Annotated in this window: 21 protein-coding genes and 1 riboswitch; of the genes, 20 read left to right on the forward strand and 1 reads right to left on the reverse strand. The window is 36.4% G+C overall.

Features of this window, described 5'->3' with window-relative positions; genetic code table 11:
* Nucleotides 1–188 precede the first annotated feature (188 nt).
* The 12 genes from fur to ribU all read left to right on the forward strand — a co-directional run bounded on the left by fur (nt 189) and on the right by ribU (nt 11,698).
* Nucleotides 189–647: a ferric iron uptake transcriptional regulator gene (gene fur / locus HCB38_RS08480; protein ID WP_185638236.1), complete on the forward strand. Its 459-nt coding sequence runs from the start codon at nt 189–191 to the stop codon at nt 645–647.
* Nucleotides 648–792: 145 nt separating this feature from the next.
* Nucleotides 793–1,686, forward strand: coding sequence for a site-specific tyrosine recombinase XerD (gene xerD / locus HCB38_RS08485; RefSeq protein WP_185319159.1), 894 nt, complete (start codon nt 793–795; stop codon nt 1,684–1,686).
* 28 nt (nt 1,687–1,714) lie between these two features.
* Nucleotides 1,715–2,899 carry a phosphopentomutase gene (gene deoB, locus HCB38_RS08490; protein ID WP_185638238.1) on the forward strand — a complete coding sequence of 395 codons (1,185 nt, stop codon included), beginning with the start codon at nt 1,715–1,717 and terminating at the stop codon, nt 2,897–2,899.
* A gap of 18 nt (nt 2,900–2,917) precedes the next feature.
* On the forward strand, nt 2,918–3,736 hold the full coding sequence (locus HCB38_RS08495) for a purine-nucleoside phosphorylase (RefSeq protein WP_185319157.1): 819 nt from the start codon (nt 2,918–2,920) through the stop codon (nt 3,734–3,736).
* Nucleotides 3,737–3,917: 181 nt separating this feature from the next.
* Entirely contained in the window at nt 3,918–5,228 is a 1,311-nt protein-coding gene (lysA, locus tag HCB38_RS08500; RefSeq protein WP_185607870.1) for a diaminopimelate decarboxylase, read from the forward strand.
* A gap of 15 nt (nt 5,229–5,243) precedes the next feature.
* Nucleotides 5,244–5,993, forward strand: a complete 750-nt coding sequence (locus HCB38_RS08505; RefSeq protein WP_185319155.1) for a segregation/condensation protein A — start codon at nt 5,244–5,246, stop codon at nt 5,991–5,993.
* Complete coding sequence (gene scpB / locus HCB38_RS08510; RefSeq protein ID WP_185319154.1) at nt 5,990–6,586, forward strand: SMC-Scp complex subunit ScpB; 597 nt, start codon at nt 5,990–5,992, stop codon at nt 6,584–6,586. The genes HCB38_RS08505 and scpB overlap by 4 nt, the downstream gene beginning before the upstream one ends.
* Nucleotides 6,587–6,588: 2 nt before the next feature.
* Complete coding sequence (locus HCB38_RS08515; RefSeq protein WP_185319153.1) at nt 6,589–7,323, forward strand: pseudouridine synthase; 735 nt, start codon at nt 6,589–6,591, stop codon at nt 7,321–7,323.
* Between the two features lie 183 nt (nt 7,324–7,506).
* Complete coding sequence (locus HCB38_RS08520) at nt 7,507–8,223, forward strand: response regulator transcription factor (RefSeq protein WP_185319152.1); 717 nt, start codon at nt 7,507–7,509, stop codon at nt 8,221–8,223.
* 97 nt (nt 8,224–8,320) lie between these two features.
* The gene (locus HCB38_RS08525; protein ID WP_185319151.1) at nt 8,321–10,111 is read left to right on the forward strand and encodes an ATP-binding protein; all 1,791 of its coding nucleotides are present in this window, start codon (nt 8,321–8,323) and stop codon (nt 10,109–10,111) included.
* Nucleotides 10,112–10,126: 15 nt separating this feature from the next.
* On the forward strand, nt 10,127–10,645 hold the full coding sequence (locus tag HCB38_RS08530) for an acyl-CoA thioesterase (protein ID WP_185319150.1): 519 nt from the start codon (nt 10,127–10,129) through the stop codon (nt 10,643–10,645).
* Between the two features lie 129 nt (nt 10,646–10,774).
* Nucleotides 10,775–10,897, forward strand: a riboswitch (FMN riboswitch).
* A 189-nt stretch (nt 10,898–11,086) separates the two neighbouring features.
* Nucleotides 11,087–11,698 carry a riboflavin transporter RibU gene (gene ribU / locus HCB38_RS08535; protein ID WP_185607871.1) on the forward strand — a complete coding sequence of 204 codons (612 nt, stop codon included), beginning with the start codon at nt 11,087–11,089 and terminating at the stop codon, nt 11,696–11,698.
* 41 nt (nt 11,699–11,739) lie between these two features.
* On the opposite strand, the gene HCB38_RS08540 is transcribed toward ribU, so the two are convergent.
* Nucleotides 11,740–11,964: a ferredoxin gene (locus HCB38_RS08540; protein WP_185607907.1), complete on the reverse strand. Its 225-nt coding sequence runs from the start codon at nt 11,962–11,964 to the stop codon at nt 11,740–11,742.
* Nucleotides 11,965–12,117: 153 nt separating this feature from the next.
* Between HCB38_RS08540 and HCB38_RS08545 the strand changes: the two genes are divergently transcribed.
* The 8 genes from HCB38_RS08545 to HCB38_RS08580 all read left to right on the forward strand — a co-directional run bounded on the left by HCB38_RS08545 (nt 12,118) and on the right by HCB38_RS08580 (nt 21,302).
* Nucleotides 12,118–13,125, forward strand: coding sequence for a YpbB family protein (locus tag HCB38_RS08545; protein WP_185607872.1), 1,008 nt, complete (start codon nt 12,118–12,120; stop codon nt 13,123–13,125).
* Complete coding sequence (locus HCB38_RS08550; protein WP_185638240.1) at nt 13,122–14,525, forward strand: RecQ family ATP-dependent DNA helicase; 1,404 nt, start codon at nt 13,122–13,124, stop codon at nt 14,523–14,525. Before HCB38_RS08545 ends, HCB38_RS08550 begins: the two co-directional genes overlap by 4 nt.
* Before the next feature lie 319 nt (nt 14,526–14,844).
* Nucleotides 14,845–15,570: a LysM peptidoglycan-binding domain-containing protein gene (locus HCB38_RS08555; RefSeq protein ID WP_185319145.1), complete on the forward strand. Its 726-nt coding sequence runs from the start codon at nt 14,845–14,847 to the stop codon at nt 15,568–15,570.
* Between the two features lie 81 nt (nt 15,571–15,651).
* Nucleotides 15,652–16,614, forward strand: coding sequence for an asparaginase (locus HCB38_RS08560; RefSeq protein WP_185319144.1), 963 nt, complete (start codon nt 15,652–15,654; stop codon nt 16,612–16,614).
* A 15-nt stretch (nt 16,615–16,629) separates the two neighbouring features.
* Nucleotides 16,630–17,304, forward strand: coding sequence for a (d)CMP kinase (cmk, locus tag HCB38_RS08565; protein WP_185319143.1), 675 nt, complete (start codon nt 16,630–16,632; stop codon nt 17,302–17,304).
* Nucleotides 17,305–17,663: 359 nt separating this feature from the next.
* Nucleotides 17,664–18,809, forward strand: coding sequence for a 30S ribosomal protein S1 (gene rpsA, locus HCB38_RS08570; RefSeq protein ID WP_185319142.1), 1,146 nt, complete (start codon nt 17,664–17,666; stop codon nt 18,807–18,809).
* Between the two features lie 143 nt (nt 18,810–18,952).
* Nucleotides 18,953–20,263, forward strand: a complete 1,311-nt coding sequence (gene der / locus HCB38_RS08575) for a ribosome biogenesis GTPase Der (RefSeq protein WP_003769459.1) — start codon at nt 18,953–18,955, stop codon at nt 20,261–20,263.
* A gap of 22 nt (nt 20,264–20,285) precedes the next feature.
* Nucleotides 20,286–21,302 carry an NAD(P)H-dependent glycerol-3-phosphate dehydrogenase gene (locus HCB38_RS08580; RefSeq protein ID WP_185319141.1) on the forward strand — a complete coding sequence of 339 codons (1,017 nt, stop codon included), beginning with the start codon at nt 20,286–20,288 and terminating at the stop codon, nt 21,300–21,302.
* The last annotated feature ends 72 nt before the right edge of the window (nt 21,303–21,374 follow it).

Here is a 21,374-nt window from a genome sequence, read left to right on the forward strand (position 1 = left end):
TCTATTGCTTTTATGCTATCTTAGTAAACATAAGCAATAGTAATTGGCTACGTGCCTTTTTTTAAATGGAAAAGTGGATTTTGAACTTGCATTTTAATTATAATTACTATAAACTGTATTTATTGTTAAATGATAATGATGATAATTTAGAACGACAACTTGCAACCGCAACTAAGGGAGGAAACATAATGGAAGGTCGTATTGGACGCATTAAAGCGCAACTTCATGATGCTAGTTATAAATTAACCCCACAGCGGGAAGCTACTGTTCGTGTTTTACTGGAAAATGAAAAAGATCATTTAAGTGCAGAGGAAGTTTTTTTACGGGTGAAAGATATTGCGCCTGACACCGGTCTAGCAACAGTTTACAGAACGTTAGAGCTTTTAACAGAACTGCGCGTGGTAGATAAAATTAATTTTGGTGACGGTGTATCTCGTTATGACTTGAGACAAGAAGGCGCCAAACATTTCCATCATCACCTTGTTTGCTTGGAATGCGGATCTGTAGAAGAAATTCAAGAAGACTTGCTGGAAGACGTGGAAAAAATCGTGGAGTCAAAATGGAATTTTCTTGTTAAAGATCACCGATTAACTTTTCAAGGAATTTGTTCGGATTGCAGACAAAAATCTAAAAAAAATAATAATTGAGTTTGGGATTATTCATCTCAAACTTTTTTTTATAGCAAAAATGATGAACTGAATTGTGTGAAAAGTATTATAAGTTTTTTTCATCGCTTAAACGTTTTCACTGAGGAAGGAACATGATAGAATAGGATTTGTGGAGGAAATGCTTATGAATGATTTGATTGATGATTTTTTACACTTTTTAATTGTGGAGAAAGGCTTATCCGCGAATACAATAAAAGCTTACGAACGAGATTTACACTATTTTGTTTCATACATGGAGACTTCTAGAACTTTAACGGACCCGAATACACTCGAACGAAATGATATAGTTGGATTTATGGCATTCGCGAGAAAAGAAGGAAAATCACCAAGAAGCGTTGCACGTTATATTGCTTCACTGAGGTCCTTTTTTCATTATTTAATGCACGATGGAAAAATGGCTCATGATCCAATGATTCAAATTGAAACACCCAAACAAGCGCAAAGCCTACCAAAAGTATTAAACTTAGATGATGTAGAAAAATTACTTAGTTCATCAGATACTAGTACTCCGCTCGGACTCAGAGACCAAGCGATGCTAGAAATTTTATACGCGACGGGACTTCGTGTAACAGAACTTGTAAAGCTTAAAATGGATGATTTACATCTTCAAATGGGCTTTATTCAAACAATTGGTAAGGGTGATAAAGAAAGAATTATCCCGCTTGGAAAAACAGCAACCACTGTATTGGAACAATATTTAAATGAAGCAAGACCTAAACTTAGAAGACCGAAATACCGTAATGATTTTGTGTTCTTAAATCACCACGGGCAAGGACTGACAAGACAAGGATTCTGGAAAATTTTAAAAGGAATCGCGAAGGAGTCGGGCATCGAAAAGCCGATTACACCGCATACATTGCGTCATTCATTTGCCACTCATTTACTTGAAAACGGGGCTGATTTAAGGTCGGTGCAAGAGCTTCTTGGCCACGCCGACATCTCCACCACACAAATTTATACCCACGTAACAAAACTGCGGCTTAAAGATGTTTACAAACAATTTCACCCGCGTGCTTAAAAAATAAAGTTGAAAAGGATGAGTAAATATGCCAGAGAAATTTAAACGAGTACACGTTATTGTAATGGATTCAGTTGGTATTGGAGAAGCACCAGATGCTGCTAAATTTGGTGATTTTGATGTGGATACATTTGGTCATATTGCAAAACACGTTGGCGGCCTAAAAATGCCTGAAATGGGCAAATTAGGATTATCCAATATCCGTGAAATCGAAGGAATTGAAAAAGCTGAAAAACCGCTTGCTTATTATACAAAAATGCAAGAGGCTTCTAACGGAAAAGATACAATGACAGGTCACTGGGAAATTATGGGGCTTTATATTGATACGCCTTTCCGTGTATTCCCTGATGGATTTCCAGACGATTTAATCAACCAAATTGAAGAAAAAACAGGTCGTAAAGTAATTGGTAATAAACCAGCTAGTGGCACAGAAATTATGGCTGAACTTGGGGAAGAACATGTTAAAACAGGTGCGCTAATTGTGTACACTTCTGCTGACTCTGTATTACAAATCGCTGCGCATGAAGATGTTGTTCCTTTAGAGGAGTTATATGAAATCTGTGAATTCTGTCGTGAAATTACATTAGATGACCCGTATATGCTAGGTCGTATTATTGCTCGTCCATTTGTTGGTGAACCTGGTGCGTTTGTCAGAACGCCGAACCGTCACGATTATGCCCTAAAACCTTTTAAACCAACTGTAATGGATGCTTTAAAAGATGGTGGTAAAGATGTGATTGCGATTGGTAAAATTTCGGACATTTTTGATGGTGAAGGTGTAACTGAATCTATCCGTACAAAATCAAACATGGATGGAATGGACCAATTTATCAATGTATTAGATAAAGATTTTAATGGTATGAGTTTCCTTAATTTAGTAGACTTTGATGCGCTGTTCGGCCACCGTCGTGATCCTCAAGGTTACGCGGATGCACTTGTTGATTTTGATGGACGATTAGTAGAAGTAATAGAAAAATTAACAGATGATGATTTATTAATTATTACAGCAGATCATGGAAATGACCCAACGTACACTGGAACAGACCACACGCGTGAATTTGTGCCTTTACTTGTATACTCACCGCGCTTTAAAAACGGAGGTTCTGAACTAGAATTACGCCAAACTTTTGCTGACCTTGGTGCAACTGTAGCGGATAATTTTAATGTGAAGATGCCCGAATATGGAAAAAGTTTCTTAAAAGATTTGAAATAGGAAAGAGGAGGAACAACAATGAGTTTAGTAAAAGTAAATGAAGCTGTTGCGAAAATTAGAGAAAGTTACACTGGAACGCCAACAATAGGTTTAATTCTTGGATCGGGTCTAGGTGTATTAGCAGATGAAGTAAATAATCCAACAAAACTATCCTACAGCGAGATTCCACATTTTCCTGTTTCTACAGTAGAAGGACATGCTGGACAATTCGTTTTTGGTGAATTAGAAGGAAAAGAAGTAGTGGCTATGCAAGGTCGTTTCCATTTTTATGAAGGATATTCTATGCAAGATGTTACTTTCCCTGTTCGTGTAATGAAAGAACTAGGTGTTGGATTACTTATTGTTACTAATGCTGCGGGTGGTGTCAATGAACTTTATTCCGCTGGCGACTTAATGTTAATTTCTGACCATATTAACTTTACTGGTACTAATCCGCTTATTGGACCAAATGATGAACATTTTGGCCCTCGCTTCCCAGATATGTCAGAAGCTTATAACTTGGCTTTACGTGTCGATGCTAGGTTAATTGCACAAGAACTTGATTTAACGATTCGTGAAGGTGTATATGCTGGATTTAGCGGTCCTACATACGAAACTCCTGCTGAAATTCAAATGATGAGAACGCTTGGAGCGGATGCTGTTGGGATGTCAACCGTACCAGAAGTAATTGTTGCAAACCATGCTGGATTACGAGTGCTTGGTATTTCTTGTATTACGAATATGGCAGCGGGAATTCTTGACCAACCACTTTCTCATACAGAAGTGATTGAAACAACGGATCAAGTTCGTAGCACGTTTTTACAATATGTAAAAGCAATTGTTGCTAAAATTTCTTAAAAATAATTGGTCGTTAATCTCAGCCCCAATTTATTATTTTCTGAAGTAAGAAGATAATGGATTGGGGCTGAGTTTTTTACGTATTTGATAATATTTTCAGATAGTTATTGTCGCTCGGCTTCTTAGTATGCTACTATATAAAAGAACTTTTAAAAATCTATAATGTAAAGGTGGGATTGGCGTGACGTTTGAACGGCTTGGAACAATGAATGTAAATGCAGAAGGACATCTCGAAATTGGTGGGGTGGACACTTTAAAGTTGGCTGAAAAATACGGTACACCACTTTACGTTTATGATGTAGCGCTAATCCGTGACCGTGCAAGAGGATTTAAGAAAACATTTGAAGAATTAGGTGTAAAAGCACAAGTAGCTTATGCAAGTAAAGCATTTTCAGCTGTAGCGATTTATCAGTTGATGGCTGAAGAAGGCTTGTCTCTTGATGTTGTATCGGGTGGCGAACTCTATACAGCTATTAAAGCGAACTTCCCTCCTGAAAGAATTCACTTTCACGGAAATAATAAAAGTGCAGAAGAAATACATATGGCACTTGATTATGGCATCGGATGCTTTGTTATTGATAATTATTATGAAATTAGTTTATTAGAAGATATATTAATAGAACGAAACGAAAAAGCTTCCGTTTTAATTCGCGTGACTCCAGGGATAGAAGCGCATACACATGATTATATTTTAACTGGACAAGACGATTCAAAATTTGGTTTTGGACTCACGAATGGTCAGGCAGAAAAAGCGATTAAACAAGTGCTTCATGCAAGTGCATCATTTGATTTGATTGGTTTACACTGTCATATTGGTTCACAAATTTTTGAAACAACGGGTTTTAAGCTCGCAGCACGTCGTATTATGGATAAATTAGTGGAATGGCACCAAACTCTGGGATTTGATTCTAAAGTTCTTAATCTTGGTGGTGGTTTTGGTGTTCGATATACTGCTGAAGATGAGCCGCTCGAACCAAGTGAATATGTGCGTCAAATTATGGATGAAGTGCGCGATGTTGCTAATAGTAATGATATTGCTATCCCTGAAATTTGGATTGAACCTGGTCGTTCACTTGTTGGTGAAGCAGGAACGACGCTTTATAAAGTTGGATCTCGTAAAGAAGTTCCAGGTATTCGGAATTATATTGCAGTAGACGGGGGAATGTCGGATAATATTCGTCCAGCATTATATGACGCACATTATGATGCTGTTCTTGCAGCAAATCCAGAAAAATTCGCAGAAGAAACAGTGGCTATTGCAGGGAAATGTTGTGAGTCTGGTGATATGTTAATTTGGGATTTACCGTTACCAAAATCAAATGCTGGCGAAATTTTAGCAGTTTTTTGTACCGGAGCTTACGGTTATGCGATGGCAAGTAATTATAACCGTATTCCAAGACCACCAGTAGTTTTTGTGGAAAACGGAATGGATAAATTAATCGTTGCCCGCGAAACTTATGAAAATTTAGTGCAAAATGATCTTTCATTATAGTAAGGCGGGACAAACATGGTAGAAATGAATTTTAAAGTAGAAGCTTTTGAAGGTCCGCTTGATTTACTACTTCATTTAATTGGTCAATTAGAAGTGGATATTTATGATATTCCGATGGCAGAAATTACGGACCAATATATGGAATTTGTTCATACAATGCAAGAGATGGAACTAGATATTGCAAGCGAATATTTGGTAATGGCTGCTACTTTACTTGCCATTAAAAGTAAAATGCTCCTTCCAAAACAAGAACTTGAAATTGATTATGATACACTAGAAGAGGAAGAAGACCCACGTGATGCTTTAGTTGAAAAATTAATGGAATACAAACGATTTAAAGAAGCCGCAAAAGAACTAAAGGAAAAAGAAGCTGAACGGAGCTTTTATTTTAGTAAACCACCAATGGATTTGGCCGAGTACGATGATGGGACTAAAGTGGCAGAACTTGATGTATCATTAAATGATATGTTAAGTGCTTTTAACAAAATGTTACGACGCAAGAAATTAAATAAACCACTGCATACAAGAATTACAACCCAAGAAATTTCAATTGATGATAGAATGAATTCAGTACTCGGAAAACTACATCAACAAGAAAATCACCGTTTACGTTTTGATGAATTATTTGAAGAACAAACTAAAGAACAACTTGTCGTAACATTTTTGGCATTACTTGAGTTAATGAAACGAAAATTAGTCGAAGTCGAGCAATCTGCAAGTTTTGCGGATTTATATGTGCAAGGTAAAGGGGAAGAATTATCGTGAACAGAGAAGAACAATTAGGTATATTAGAGAGCTTGCTTTTTGCAGCGGGAGATGCAGGACTTTCCACAGAGCAATTAACAGAAGTCATGGAAATTACGCATATTGAAGCGCTCAATTTATTAGAGCTTTTAAGTGAACGATATAATGAAAATGCAGATAGAGGGCTAATTTTATTAGAACTTGCTGGCACTTTCCAATTAGCTACGAAAAAAGCACATGCGGATTTTTTACGTAAATTAGTGGAAGTTCCTAGTAATACGGTTTTATCACAAGCCTCCTTAGAGACGTTGGCAATTATTGCGTATCGCCAACCTGTGACTCGAATGGAAGTAGATGAAGTTCGCGGTGTACAAACGGATGGACCAATTAGAACACTTGTTGCAAAAGGATTGGTTACTGATAAAGGTCGCGTAGATGGGGCTGGTCGCGCCAAATTATACGTAACGACAAGTGAATTTTTGGATGCTTTCGGGCTTAATTCTTTAGATGATTTGCCAAAGCTTGCTGACCCAGAAGCAGAAGACCCAGACCAAAGTGAAATGGACCTGTTTTTTGACCGGTTTAACCAAAGTAAAGAACAGGAGGAGGAATAAGAATGGAACGTTTACAAAAAGTGATTGCAAATGCAGGAGTAACTTCTAGAAGAAAAGCAGAGAAACTTATTCAAGAAGGTAAAGTAACAGTAAATGGAAAAGTAGTTACAGAACTCGGTGTCAAAGTCACCGGAACAGAACAAATTGAAGTTGAAGGGATTCAGCTCACTAAAGAAGAACACCGCTATTTTCTATTTTATAAGCCAAGAGGCACGGTGTCTGCTGTAACTGATGATAAAGGTCGTACAACCGTAGCAGATTATTTTACAGATATTCCAGAACGTCTTTACCCAGTAGGAAGACTTGATTATGATACATCTGGTTTACTGTTAATGACAAATGACGGTGACTTTGCAAACTTACTTATGCACCCTAAAAATGAAGTTTCCAAAACTTATATTGCTCGCATTAAAGGAATTCCAGAACGAGAAGTTATTCGTGAGCTAGAGCGCGGAGTTGTTATCGATGGTCGCAAAACTGCTCCTGCAAAAGTAAAAGTACGTTCTTCTGACAAAGCAAAAGATAAAGCAATTGTTGAAATCACTATCCATGAAGGACGAAATCGCCAAGTTCGTAAAATGTTCGAAGCAGTTGGTTTTGAAGTACAAAAATTAGCGCGCGAAGAATATTCTTTCTTGAATTTACGTGGTTTAAATGCAGGTGAAAGAAGAGAATTATCCCATCATGAAGTAAAACAATTAAAAACAGAAGCAAGATTTGGCAAGAATAAAAAGTAACATTTCAAGATAAAATATACTTTCTGATAGCGTGTTTTGTGAAAAACATGTATAATTTAAATCGTAGTAAATTTGGTATAGGCAATTGTGTGGTTTCCCGTATGTGGGTACGAGAAATTCCATTTAATTAACTGAATTTAAGTGATGCGTTTTATGTAAATGATAGTTAGGGGATGAGTACTTATGAGTGAACAAGTTAGAGTGCTTGTTGTGGATGATGAGGACCGGATACGACGCCTTCTTAAGATGTATCTTGAAAGAGAAAACTATCGAATTGAAGAAGCTGGTGATGGTGACCAAGCATTAAACATGGCACTGAACAACAATTATGAAGTAATTCTGCTAGATTTAATGATGCCAGGTAAAGATGGTATTGAAGTTTGTCGTGAATTAAGAGAGTTTAAATCTACACCAGTTGTTATGTTGACCGCGAAAGGTGAAGAAGCTAATCGTGTGCAAGGATTTGAAGTAGGTGCAGATGATTATATCGTTAAGCCATTTAGTCCACGGGAAGTAGTGCTACGAGTTAAAGCTGTTCTTCGGCGTGCAAAACAATCTTCTGATGAAACAGCTGGAAGTACACCAGGAGACATTATTACATTTCCGCATTTGAAAATTGATAATGAGGCGCATCGTGTTATTGTGGATGGAAAAGAAATCGGCCTAACACCAAAAGAATACGATTTACTTTATTATTTAGCTAAATCTCCAGATAAAGTTTTTGACCGTGAATCACTTTTAAAAGAAGTGTGGCGTTATGAATTCTTTGGTGATTTGCGTACAATTGATACTCACGTAAAACGTCTTCGTGAAAAATTACATGATGTATCTGAGGACGCTGCTAGAATGATTGTTACAGTGTGGGGTCTTGGCTATAAATTTGAAGTTCCAGAAGATTAATAACGAATATTAAGATAGCGGGCAAAGACGTTTAATCGGCAAGTGTTATGCCGCACGTGCTTTGTTCGTTATTTTTTTGTGAAGTGAGGTGAGATAGATGAAGATTTGGAATAGTATCGTTGGCAAAATATGGAGTACAATCATTTTATTATTGATTGGGATTTTAGTTATATCTGGATTCTTAGTGGCAATGATTTATGAAAAAAATAATATTGCTCATATTACAAAAGAATTAGAAGATACCACATCAAGTATTATCACAATTATGAAAGAAAACGATGAAGTTATTTCCACTAAAAATAATAATGATTCCGCACTGACATTACTTGATAATACGATGGGCGTCATTATTGAAGAAAACGGAAAAAATATTTATCAATCTCAGTCTCCTGACACAATTTCTAGCGTATCTGCAAATAAACTTGTTCAAGATAAAACGTTAGATAAAGCCTTGGAAAAAGACAACAGTATTACGATGAAGTATAATTTCAAAACAAAAGACAGCTCCTTACCTGTCGAAATTTCAGCGCAGAAGTTTGTTTTAAGTAATGGAGAATCGGGTGTTGTCTATGTTTATCAATCATACCATGATATTTTAAAAGTGAATCAAAAAACAGTGAGAACGCTTATTGTTTCGGGTATTATAGCTATCATTATTACTTCCATTTTATCCTTTGTCTTCTCATCCAGAATGGCCTTTCCTCTTCGTGAAATGAAAAAAATCGCTATAGCTGTATCAAAAGGGAATTTCGATAATCGTGTGCCAACTTACACGCATGATGAAATAGGTGAACTGGGAGTAGCTTTTAATGATATGGCCAAACAATTAAAATATAATATTAGCGCCCTTCGTCAAGAAAAAGAGCAATTATCTAACATATTAGTAGGAATGGCGGATGGGGTAATTAAATTTAGTGTAGACAAAACAATTATTTTAAGTAATCCACCAGCAGAAGAATTTTTACATAATTGGTTTTTCTCGCCTGAAAATACAGAAAAAGTACTGATACCAACAGCTTTAAATAATTTATTGAATGACACATTAGAAAAGAAAGAATCGCAAGTGGGCGAAATAACTTTTTCTGACCGGACGTATGTAGCAATTTTGACGTTGTTATATACAGGTGAGCATGTTCGAAGTATTGTTGCGGTTATTCGTGATATGACAGAAGAGAAGCAACTTGAGAAAATGAAGAGTGATTTTGTTAACAATGTGTCACATGAGCTTAGAACGCCTATTTCTATGCTTCAAGGATACAGTGAAGCAATTATCGATGGAGTTGCTCAGTCGGATGAAGAAGTTCGGGAATTTGCACAAATTATTTATGACGAATCCCTTCGTATTGGTCGATTGGTTAATGATATGCTCGACCTTGCAAGAATGGAAGCCGGTTTTAATCAAATGGACAATCAAAAATTACTATTAGCTCCATTACTACGAAAAGTTATTGCTAATTTTGATGTGCTTGCAAAAGAAAACTTTGTAGAACTTGGTTTAGAACTGGAAACACCAGACCTAGAATATTCTTATGATCCCGACCGGATGGAGCAAGTATTAATTAATTTAATTATGAATGCTATCCGTCATACCGGAAAAGAGGGGTATGCTGGAAAAGTTACTTTAAAACAAACTATTGACGAAACAAAAAATAATCTCGTCATTACAGTGTCTGATAATGGTAGCGGGATTGCAGAAGAGGACATTCCCTACTTATTCGAGCGTTTCTATAAAGTAGACAAGGCGAGAAAACGCGGAAAAGCTGTAGGTACAGGAATTGGTCTTGCAATTGTAAAAAATATCGTAGAAGCCCATAACGGCAAAATTTCTGTAGAAAGCGTATTGGGTAAAGGGTCAGACTTTATCATTACCTTGCCGCTATATAAATAGATTGGAGCGAAAATCATGGAAAAAAGACAAACAAAATATTGTAAAGAATCTTTAGTAATTAAAACTAGTCGGGTGTTTCCATCCGATACAAATAATCATAATACACTCTTTGGTGGAAGATTAATGACTTATATTGATGATACTGCTTCTATCAGTGCATCTCGTCACTGTCGAACAGAAATTGTAACAGCTTCGACAGATTCGGTGGATTTTTTAAAGCCAATTAAAAACGACCACTCTGTTTGCTTAGAGTCCTATGTTGCTTCAACAGGTAGAAGTTCGATGGAAATCTTCGTTAAAATCATTGCAGAAAATTTAAAAACAGGAGAACGCTATCTAGCAGCTACATCTTTTTTAACTTTTGTCGCGCTAGACAAAGATGGCAAAACGGTGGAAGTACCTCTAGTTGAACCAGAAACTGATGAACAAAAAAGAATCCATGCTGGGGCCGAAGCAAGAAGCATTGCCCGTAAAATTCGTTTAAAAGAAAACCAATCATTAGCGGAATCGTTGTCTACAAATATTCCTTGGTGAGTTAATAAAAACCAGCCAATCAGCTGGTTTTTATTAACAAACAAAAGAAAGCGCTTACGTGAAAAAATATACAAAAGGACTTGCGAAAAAATTTTTTCATGGTAAAATAAAAATTGTAATAAAATATTCGTTCATCTTCGGGGCAGGGTGCAATTCCCGACCGGTGGTTAAAGTCCACGATCTGCTTTTTTAGCAGTTGACTCTGGTGTAATTCCAGGACCGACAGTATAGTCTGGATGGGAGAAGATGTTGACAGACCTTTTCGTTTGTCTTCACGAGCATGTGTTAGCAAGCTGTGATGCTTATTTGAGTATTTAGCGCTTGTTTATTAAATCACAAACTCTCCCTCAACTTTTTTTAGTTGAGGTTTTTTATTTGCTTGGGTTGCATTCGTCAAGTGATGTCACTCGCTTCTTGGTGAACATCAAGGGAGAAATGACAATGAAGAATTATTCAATGAAAGTTTTTGTAAGTGTAGCGGTTCTTGGCACTTTAGCATTTATTTTAATGATGCTACAATTTCCGTTACTACCGAGTGCACCATTTTTAAAGCTTGATTTTAGTGATATTCCAGCTTTAATTGGTGGCTTATTATTCGGACCACTCGCGGTGATTTTAGTAGAATTAATTAAAAATGTCCTACTTTATATCGTGTCCGGTAGTCCAGTTGGAGTTCCGGTTGGAGAATTAGCCAATTTTATTAATGGTATTTTTTATGTATTACCGATTTATTATTTATTTCACTGGTTCCGCTCGACAAAAGGAATGGTGCTTTCAACAGCAGTTGGAACATTAGTAATGACAGGCGCAATGGTGGTATTTAATTATTTTGTATTATTACCATTTTATATTAAACTTGGTGGACTTCCAGCGGATACAGATGTTGCTTGGTTAGTCACTTATACGATTGTACCATTTAGCTTATTAAAAGGAGTCATCGTTAGTGCTGTATTCTTATTACTATACTCTAGACTTAAAAAATGGATTGCTAAAAATCAAACTGTGAAAGAACGTCGCAAATTTGAAAAAAGACAGCAAGAAACAACTCATTAATATAAATAAAATCCGTGAGTCCACTGCGACTCACGGATTTTTTAATGGAATGGACTATCAGAAACCTTAATAGAAAGCGAAGGACAAGCAAATTCCGCATCCATCACCATTTCCTCTAAGTCTTCTGGAATTTCTTTTATTCCAGTATTATTATCTAATATATTATAAGCAAGACCTTCAGTATCATAATCAAAAACATCAGGAGCATGAATAGAACAAGCACCACAAGCAATACAAGTGTCTTTTTCAACGAGACAATACTTCAATTTTCTACGCTTCCTTTCTAAAATAACAGTTTGAAGCAAGATTTTTTCTTTTTCCATTGTACCATATTTTGATAAAGATTTTTCAGGAAAAGTAATGTAGAACAGGTGTTTCTGTGGTATGATTAATGTTAGAAAAAAGGTGGTGAAAACGTCTTGGATAAGCTTGATAATTATATCGTGACAATTTTAGAAAAGAGTATTACTCCTAGGAAATTGCCATTTTTACATACTATTTTGGCTGGTAGAAGGACTGGTCAGGCTGTTCAGGATGCGCATCTTTTTCAAATGCAGCATTTATTTGGATTAGTACCAAATTTGAAATTAAAGTATTTAGAAACAAGGCTTAAAGAATTAATGCGACAAGGTATAATTACTGTTACTGAAAATGGCTATAAAGTGGAACAGAAGCCCAGTATTTCGTTTGAAAAGAGTTATCCTTCCTTTCATGGATTTGCTTTTCAACAACAAGTTTTTGCCTTCTTTGCACATTTACGACTCGCAGTTCAAGTTGTTAGTAATAAACACCATACAGAGAAATATTATTTACCAGTTATTCGCGATAAGAAAGTACAGCAATTTATCAAAATTTGGTTACAAAATAAGCAACAAGATGACCTTGCTGATAGATTATATATTGAACTTATCAAGTGGTTTAATAGCTTAGCTGTAAGTAGACCAGAATTTTTAGTGGAACGATTTTCCGGCGGGAAACTAATGGGTTATACCACAGAACAAATTGCTACTAAATATCAAGTGGAGAAGTGGGATGTTTATTTTGAAGTATTACATGAACTTCATCGGTTGCTTGCTACCATAAAAGAAAGCGAAGAGGAGTGGCCGCTTTTAGCTAGTTTAATACCAAATGAACTGATGAACCTAACTTCTTCAGCTATAAAAACTTATATATTGTGGGGAAAAGGAATGGATTTGGAGATGGTTGAACGGATCCGAAATTTAAAAACAAGTACGATACAAGATCATTTTGTGGAAATTAGAGCTACTTTGAAAGAAGCAAAAGTTCCTTATTTACCAGAGGAGGAATTAATCAAAGCAATTAATTCGAGAAACTGGCATTTACTTCGGGACATAAAAGCTGCATTTCCAGATTTGGATTATTATCAAATCCGCTTAGCAGTTGTCAGTAAGGAGGACGAACAATGAATTTAGAACAAGAATTAAAGACCTATCTTGGTTTTGAGGAATTTCGTCCGGGACAAAAAGAAGTAATTGAAAAAGTATTAGCAAAGAAAAACTGTTTCGCGATGCTACCGACTGGCACTGGAAAAACCGTTTGTTATCAGCTAGCGGGACATCTAATGGACGGACTAGTATTAATTGTCTCTCCGCTACTATCGCTTATGCAAGATCAGATGGAAAGAATGCGAGCTTACGGGGAAAAACGTGTGGCGGCGCTCAATAGTTTTTTAAAGAAAGAAGAAAAACAGCAAATCATTACAAATATTCATTTATATAAGTTTATATTTTTATCTCCAGAGATGTTAAATAATAAAATTGTTAAAAATACGCTTCTACAACAAAAGATTAGCTTATTTGTTATAGATGAAGCCCATTGTATTTCTCAGTGGGGACATGACTTTCGACCTGATTACTTGATGCTTGGGAAGTTTATTGAAGAGGCTAAATTTCCAGTTTCGATGGTACTTACAGCTACTGCAACCAAAAAAGTTAGAGGAGATATATTAAAACAGCTACATCTAGCTGATTGTGAACAAGTGATTTATTCTGTTAACCGGCCTAATATTTATTTGCAAGTAGAAAAATTTTCTAATCAACTTACTAAAAAAGAACGTTTATATGAGCTAGTTTCCAGGCTAAAAACACCTGGTATTATTTATTTTTCTAGTAAGAAACTAGCAGAAAATACTGCAAAAGAGTTGAATGAAGTACTTGGTTTAAGTGTTGCTTATTATCATGGCGATATGGAAACGGAAGATAGAATTGTGATTCAGCAACAATTTGTATACGGACAGTTAGATATTATTTGTGCAACGAGTGCATTTGGAATGGGAATAGACAAGGCGAGTATACGCTTCGTTATTCATTACCATATGCCAGCAGACATAGAAGCTTATTTGCAGGAAATTGGCAGGGCTGGTCGTGATGGAAAAGAAAGTATTGCTATTTTACTGTATGCTATTGGAGATGAGTTTATCCAAATGCAGTTAGCAGACCAAGATATACCGGATGTTAACCTTATGCATCTACCAAAAGAACAGCTTAAAACACTCCCAGAAACAGAACAACGCTTTATTGATTATTACCAAAAAAGTGGTTTAACAACAACAGAATTAACGACTAAAATGGAATATCGAAAAAGCTGGAAAAGAGCTAATTTACAACAATTTATTGGATATATACATTCAGAATCGTGCCGTAGAAACTATATAATGCGTTATTTTGAAGAAAACCCTCTAGAAGTAACACCCGAAAATTGCTGTGATTTAGATAGTGCTTTTACCATAAGTTTTGAAAAAGAAGAAAAGACAAGTCCAAAAGAAATATTGACCTGGGAAAATTACTTATCTTATCTACTTCAATAGATAATAAGTTACGAAAATTGACAAAAAGTAGCTTATTTCACATTTTTTGTAAAAAAAATACTTGTTTAATAGTGAAAAAATTGTTATTATTTTGTTCAGTAATCTGTGTGAAATGAAAAAAATTATATGCCAGAAGTACTAAATTATACTGATTATTGGTTTTTTCTACTAAAAAAGCGGTTTAAGTGTTGTTGTATATTGCTTTTATGGTTATAATTATTTCAAAGGTATTTCATTTATTAACATCTTATGTAACACTTCTCTGTGCCAATAATAGTGCATAGGATAATAGTAGAAAGCACTAAAGGAGGAACTTTGAGTGGCGAGAACAAGAAAAAGTAAACGGGAATATGAAGAACCGGCTGATTATGATATGAATTCTGAAGGACAAGACGAATTTAATAATGAACCGCCGATGCTATCCCGTTCTGATAGCAGAAAAGGAAAAAAGAAAACTATTTTTAGATATCCACTGCTTAATTTATTAATTGTGTTTTTCCTATTAATTCCAATCGTGATAGTAATTGTATTTGTAACAGTACAAAATATGGGATCAACTAACGAAGTGAAAACAGAAACGGAATCGACAGTTAATGTTTCCGACAACACGAAAACAAAAGAAGAAAAAGAAAAAGCTAAAAAAGCCGCAGAGGAAAAAGCTGCTGCAGACAAAAAAGCTGCAGAGGAAAAGAAAGCCGCGGAAGAAAAAGCTGCTGCTGATAAAAAAGCGCAAGAAGATGAAGCTGCTAAAGCCGCAGCCGCTAAGAAAGAACAAGAAGCTGCCGCAGAAAGAGCGGCAGAAGAAAAGGCCGCAGAAGAAAAAGCTGCTGCTGATAAAGCTGCAAAAGAAAAAGCCGCAACAGAAGCAGCACAAAAGAAAGCGGGAGGTTCTCATACAGTTAAAGCAGGGGATACTCTATATAGCATAGCGCGTTCTGCCTATGGACAAGCTGGAGCTGCTGCTGGCGTGGAAAAAATCAAACAAGCTAACGGACTTGGTGATAACAATGTTCCTGTTGGTACAGTTTTAACAATTCCGCAGTAATAACAACACTAAATGGGTCTGGGAAACGCTTCCGAGACTCATTTGTTTGTTTTAATGGAAAAAGATAGGGGGAAATGATTTATGGCAAAAGTAGCACTTATTACAACAGGTGGCACGATTGCAAGTAAAAAAACAGCATCAGGAAAACTTGCATCAGGGGAATTATCTGGAGAAGAATTAGCTGCATTATGCCAATTACCCACAGAAATCCAAATTGATATTTATTCCACCTTTCAACTCCCTTCTATGCATATTGCACTTTCGGACCTTATTAGTTTAAAACAATTAATAGAATCTATTTTTATGGATGAAACGTATGATGGCATTGTTGTAACACATGGTACAGATTCGCTTGAAGAAACAGCCTATTTTCTTGACCTTGCAATAACGGATACAAGACCAATTGTAGTTACTGGTTCTCAAAGAGCGCCAGAAGAACCAGGGACAGATGCCTACGTGAACATTCGCCATGCTATTTATACTGCATGTGAAGTGAATTTACGACAAGCTGGTACAGTAGTAGTTTTTAATGAGCGTATTTTTGCCGCGCGCTATGTAAAAAAAGTGCATGCATCAAATATACAAGGGTTTAGCGCATTTGGGTTTGGATATCTTGGCATTATAGATAACGATCAAGTATTCCTTTATCAAAAGCCACTGGAACATGAGTGTTTTGATATTCGGCTTGATTTACCAGAAGTAGTAGTTATCAAATGCTATCTTGGTGCAGATAGTTTATTTATAGACGCAGCCATCGATACTGGTGTTGCAGGAATTGTCTTGGAAGGCGTAGGACGAGGACAAGTTGCTCCTAAAATGATGCCAGCAATTATTCGGGCTTTAGAAGCAAAAATTCCTGTTGTTATCACGACAAGTGCGGAAGAAGGAAATGTTTATACTACATATGATTACGAAGGCAGTACATTTGATTTATACAATCGTGGTGTTATTTTAGGGAAAGATTATGATAGTAAAAAAGCGCGGATGAAATTAATGGTGCTATTAGCGTCCCAAGAAGAGATTAATCAAACCAATTTCAGATAAAAGGAGTTTTATTTTATGACTAAGAAAATATGTATCGCAATTGATGGACCAGCTGCAGCGGGTAAAAGTACAGTAGCAAAAATTGTTGCAAAAAAATTGCGTTTTGTTTATATTGATACGGGAGCTATGTACCGGGCAGTTACTTATATCGCGCTAAAAAATAAAGTGGCTTATGAAGACGAAATGGCAATTGATTCTTTACTAAAAAAAACAGTGATTCGTTTCGAGCCAGGTGAAGTGCAACAAGTATTTATAAATGAAGAAAATGTGACGGATGTCATTCGCTCATTAGAAGTAACCAATCATGTTTCTATCGTTGCTGCACATCCAGCTATTCGAGAAGCACTTCAAGAACGCCAACAAGTTTTTGCGACAGAAGGCGGAATTGTGATGGATGGTCGTGATATTGGGACGGCTGTGCTTCCAAATGCAGAACTTAAAATTTTCCTATTAGCCAGTGTAGAAGAACGAGCAGAACGACGTTATAAAGAAAATATGGCTAAAGGCTTTGCAGGCGATTTAAATCAATTAAAGAAAGAAATTGAAGAACGTGATCACTTAGATTATACTCGGGAACATTCTCCGCTAAAAAAAGCAGACGATGCTATTGAAGTAGATACGACATCGATGTCAATTGATGAAGTCGCAAATAAAATTCTTTCACTTGCTGAACAAAAAATCCAAAATTAATGGAAAAGTGCTACATTTTCAGAACTAAATGGAAATGTAGCACTTTTTTAATTTAACCGTGAAACTCTAAACAAGGTGAGCGATTTCACGGTCTATAGGCAATTTAACCCCCTTAAAAGAGCTTGACAAATGTCTGGATTTGTAGGATGTTATAAGAGAGATTTTTTACTTTGTGAAAAGTATCTTGAAAGGATTTTCTAGCTGGAAGATAAGTTTTACTGAGGGTGTATTTGTTATTTTTCTTTATTTAATTAAAAATTGCCTATTGAGGAAAACTAGTCAAGCGGATGAAGCGAACGTGAAAAGTTGCTTCTGAATTAGAAATTCCTAAAATTCGACTAACGAATGGAGGGCTACACATGTCTGAAGATTTATTTGATGTGGAAGTTAGAAATTTTGAAGAAGGAGACAAAGTCACTGGCACAGTTACGAGTGTGGAAGATAAACAAGTTTATGTTGGTATTCCAGATAGCAAACTTGATGGTGTCGTTCCAATAAGTGAACTTTCCAATATACATGTGGAGACAGCTTCTGACGTTGTAAGCGTAGGGGACACACTTGATTTAATTGTCACTAAAGTAGAAGATGATGTACTTGTTTTATCCAAAAGAAAAGTGGATGCAGAAAAAGCATCTGATGATATTAAAGCTAAATTTGAATCTGGTGAAGTGTTCGAAGCAATTGTCAGTGATGTTGTTAAAGGCGGGTTAGTAGTTGATCTTGGAGTTCGTGCTTTTGTTCCTGCTTCTTTAGTAGAAGATCATTTTGTGGAAGATTTTGCAGATTATAAAGGTACAACCCTTACTTTCAAAGTAGTAGAATTTGAACCAGAAAACAATCGAGTAATTTTAAGTCACCGTGCTGTGGTGGAAAATGAAAAAGCTAGTCAAAAGCAAGCCCTTTTAAATGAAATCAAAGAAGGCGATGTAATCGAAGGTACTGTTCAGCGCTTAGCTAACTTTGGTGCTTTCGTGGATATCGGCGGAGTAGATGGACTAGTTCATATTTCACAAATTTCTTATAAACATATAGCTACACCGCAAGAAGCACTAGAAGAAGGACAAAAAGTGAAAGTGAAAGTTATCGGGATTGACCCTGAAAATGAACGTATTTCTCTTTCTATTAAAGCAACTTTACCAGGACCTTGGGATGGTATTTCTGAAAAAGCGCCAGTTGGTTCTGTTTTAGAAGGAAAAGTAGTTCGTTTAGTCACTTTTGGAGCTTTTGTGGAAATTTTCCCTGGGGTAGAAGGTTTGGTTCATATCTCACAAATCTCCCACGAACATATTGGAACACCTCAAGAAGTCCTTTCAGAAGGTCAAACAGTAGAAGTAAAAGTATTAGAAGTAAATGAAGCTGATAAACGTTTATCTTTAAGTATTAAAGAATTGCAAGATGCTCCAGTTGAAGAAGCTGATTATGAACTTCCAGAAGAAAATACTGGATTCCAAATGAGCGATTTAATTGGTGATAAACTAAAAGGTCTTCAAAACGACGAAAAATAATTGTTTAGAAAAGAGTCTAGGGAGACTGTTCCCATAGGCTCTTTTTATTTTTGTAATCGAACTTTTCATTGCCAGTAAGCTGTTTTACTGATAAACTAAAGAAAGTTTGATAAATAGGATTCGAGAAAAAAGAAGGTGAAATAATGGCAAAACCAGTTGTAGCGATTGTCGGACGTCCAAACGTTGGCAAATCGACTATTTTTAACAGAATCGTTGGTGAACGTGTTTCCATAGTGGAAGATGTTCCCGGTGTGACACGTGACCGCATATATAATTCAGCGGAATGGCTTGGAAAAGAATTTAACATTATTGATACAGGTGGTATTGATCTTTCCGATGAACCATTTTTAGAGCAAATTCGGGCACAAGCGGAAATCGCAATTGATGAAGCGGACGTAATTATTTTTATTACCAATGGTCGTGAAGGAGTTACCGATGCAGACGAACAAGTAGCAAAAATTCTTTACCGGTCTAATAAACCAATTGTTTTAGCGATTAATAAAGTAGATAACCCAGAAATGCGAGATCAAATTTATGACTTTTATTCTCTTGGTTTTGGTGAGCCATATCCAATTTCTGGTTCACATGGACTAGGACTTGGCGATATGCTTGATGCTGTTCGTGCTCATTTTCCAAAAGAAGAAGAGGAAGAATATCCAGATGAAACAGTGAAATTTAGTTTGATTGGTCGACCAAATGTTGGTAAATCCTCTATTCTAAATGCACTTCTTGGAGAAGACCGTGTCATTGTTTCAGATATTGCGGGCACAACTCGTGATGCAATTGATACAACTTATACATTTGATGGTCAAGATTATGTCATGATTGATACGGCCGGTATGAGAAAACGTGGGAAAGTGTATGAAAGCACAGAGAAATATAGTGTTTTACGTGCAATGAGAGCAATTGAACGCTCCGATGTTGTTCTTGTGGTTATCAATGCAGAAGAAGGTATTCGTGAGCAAGATAAACGAATCGCTGGATATGCACATGATGCTGGACGTGCAATTATTATTGTTGTAAACAAATGGGATGCCATTAACAAAGATGAAAAAACAATCAATGTATGGACAGAAGATATTCGGGAGCAGTTCCAATTCTTAAGCTATGCACCAATTGTTTTTGTATCTGCTAAAACAAAACAACGCTTAAACAATCTATTCCCACTCATTAACCAAGTAAGCGATAACCATTCACTGCGTGTACAATCCAGTATGCTAAATGATGTTATTAGTGATGCTGTTGCAATGAACCCATCACCAATGGATAAAGGTAAACGACTTAAAATCTTCTATACAACACAAGTGGCTGTTAAACCACCAACATTTGTTGTATTTGTAAATGATCCAGAACTAATGCATTTCTCTTATGAACGTTTCTTAGAAAACCGGATTAGAGAAGCATTTCCGTTTGATGGTACGCCGATTCGAGTAATTGCTCGTAAGCGGAAGTAAAGTTTTCAGGAGGGGAAATACAATGACACAGAAAAAAGTAGCTATTCTTGGCGCTGGAAGTTGGGGAACAGGTCTTGCGCTTGTCCTAGCTGATAATAATCATCAACCTGTTATTTGGGGAAACTTAGATAAAATTGTGAATGAAATTAACGAATCGCACACGAATAGTCACTATTTGCCAGATATTATTTTACCAACTGAGGTAAAAGCGACATTATCACTTGATGAAGCTATTGATGGTGCTGAAATTGTCGTAATTGCTATTCCAACAAATGCAATGCGTATCGTTTGTAAACAATTGAATGAAGCATTAAAAGAACCAACTATTTTAGTGCATGTAAGTAAAGGTATTGAACCAGAAACGAACCTTCGAATGTCGGAAGTGATTGAAGAGGAAATAGATGCTGCAAAACGTAAAGCACTTGTAGTTCTTTCAGGTCCTAGTCACGCGGAAGAAGTAGCTCTTCGTCACCCAACGACGCTTTGTGCTAGCTGTAAAGATTTGAAAGCGGCAGAAATCGTGCAAGATCGTTTTATTAATAACAATTTACGTATTTATACGAATGATGATGTAATTGGGGCAGAAATTGGTGGGGCGCTTAAAAATATTATCGCACTTGGCGCAGGGATTTCTGATGGCCTTGGATACGGCGATAATGCTAAAGCGGCACTAATGACGCGCGGAATGGCAGAAATCACTCGTCTCGGTGTTGCTGTGGGCTCTAATCCACAAACCTTTTACGGGCTAACTGGTATTGGTGACTTAATCGTTACTTGTACAAGTGTGCATTCACGTAATTGGCGAGCTGGAAACATGCTCGGTAAAGGCGAGAATCTAGATGAAGTTTTAGAAAAAATGGGTATGGTCGTTGAAGGTGTTCGAACAGCCAAAGCAGTACATGGCTGGGCAAAAAAACTAGATATTGACATGCCGATTACCGAATCGATTTATGCGATTTTATTTGAAAATAAAGATGCTCGTGAAGCCGTTGATTTATTAATGGGTCGTAAAAAGAAAATCGAAAAAGAATCATTTTAGTAGAAGGAACCAAGGTAAGCTATTCGCTTATTTTGGTTCTTTTTTTATGAACTATGCTAAAATGAAGTGGAA

The organism is Listeria farberi, assembly GCF_014229295.1.
Taxonomy (GTDB): domain Bacteria; phylum Bacillota; class Bacilli; order Lactobacillales; family Listeriaceae; genus Listeria; species Listeria farberi.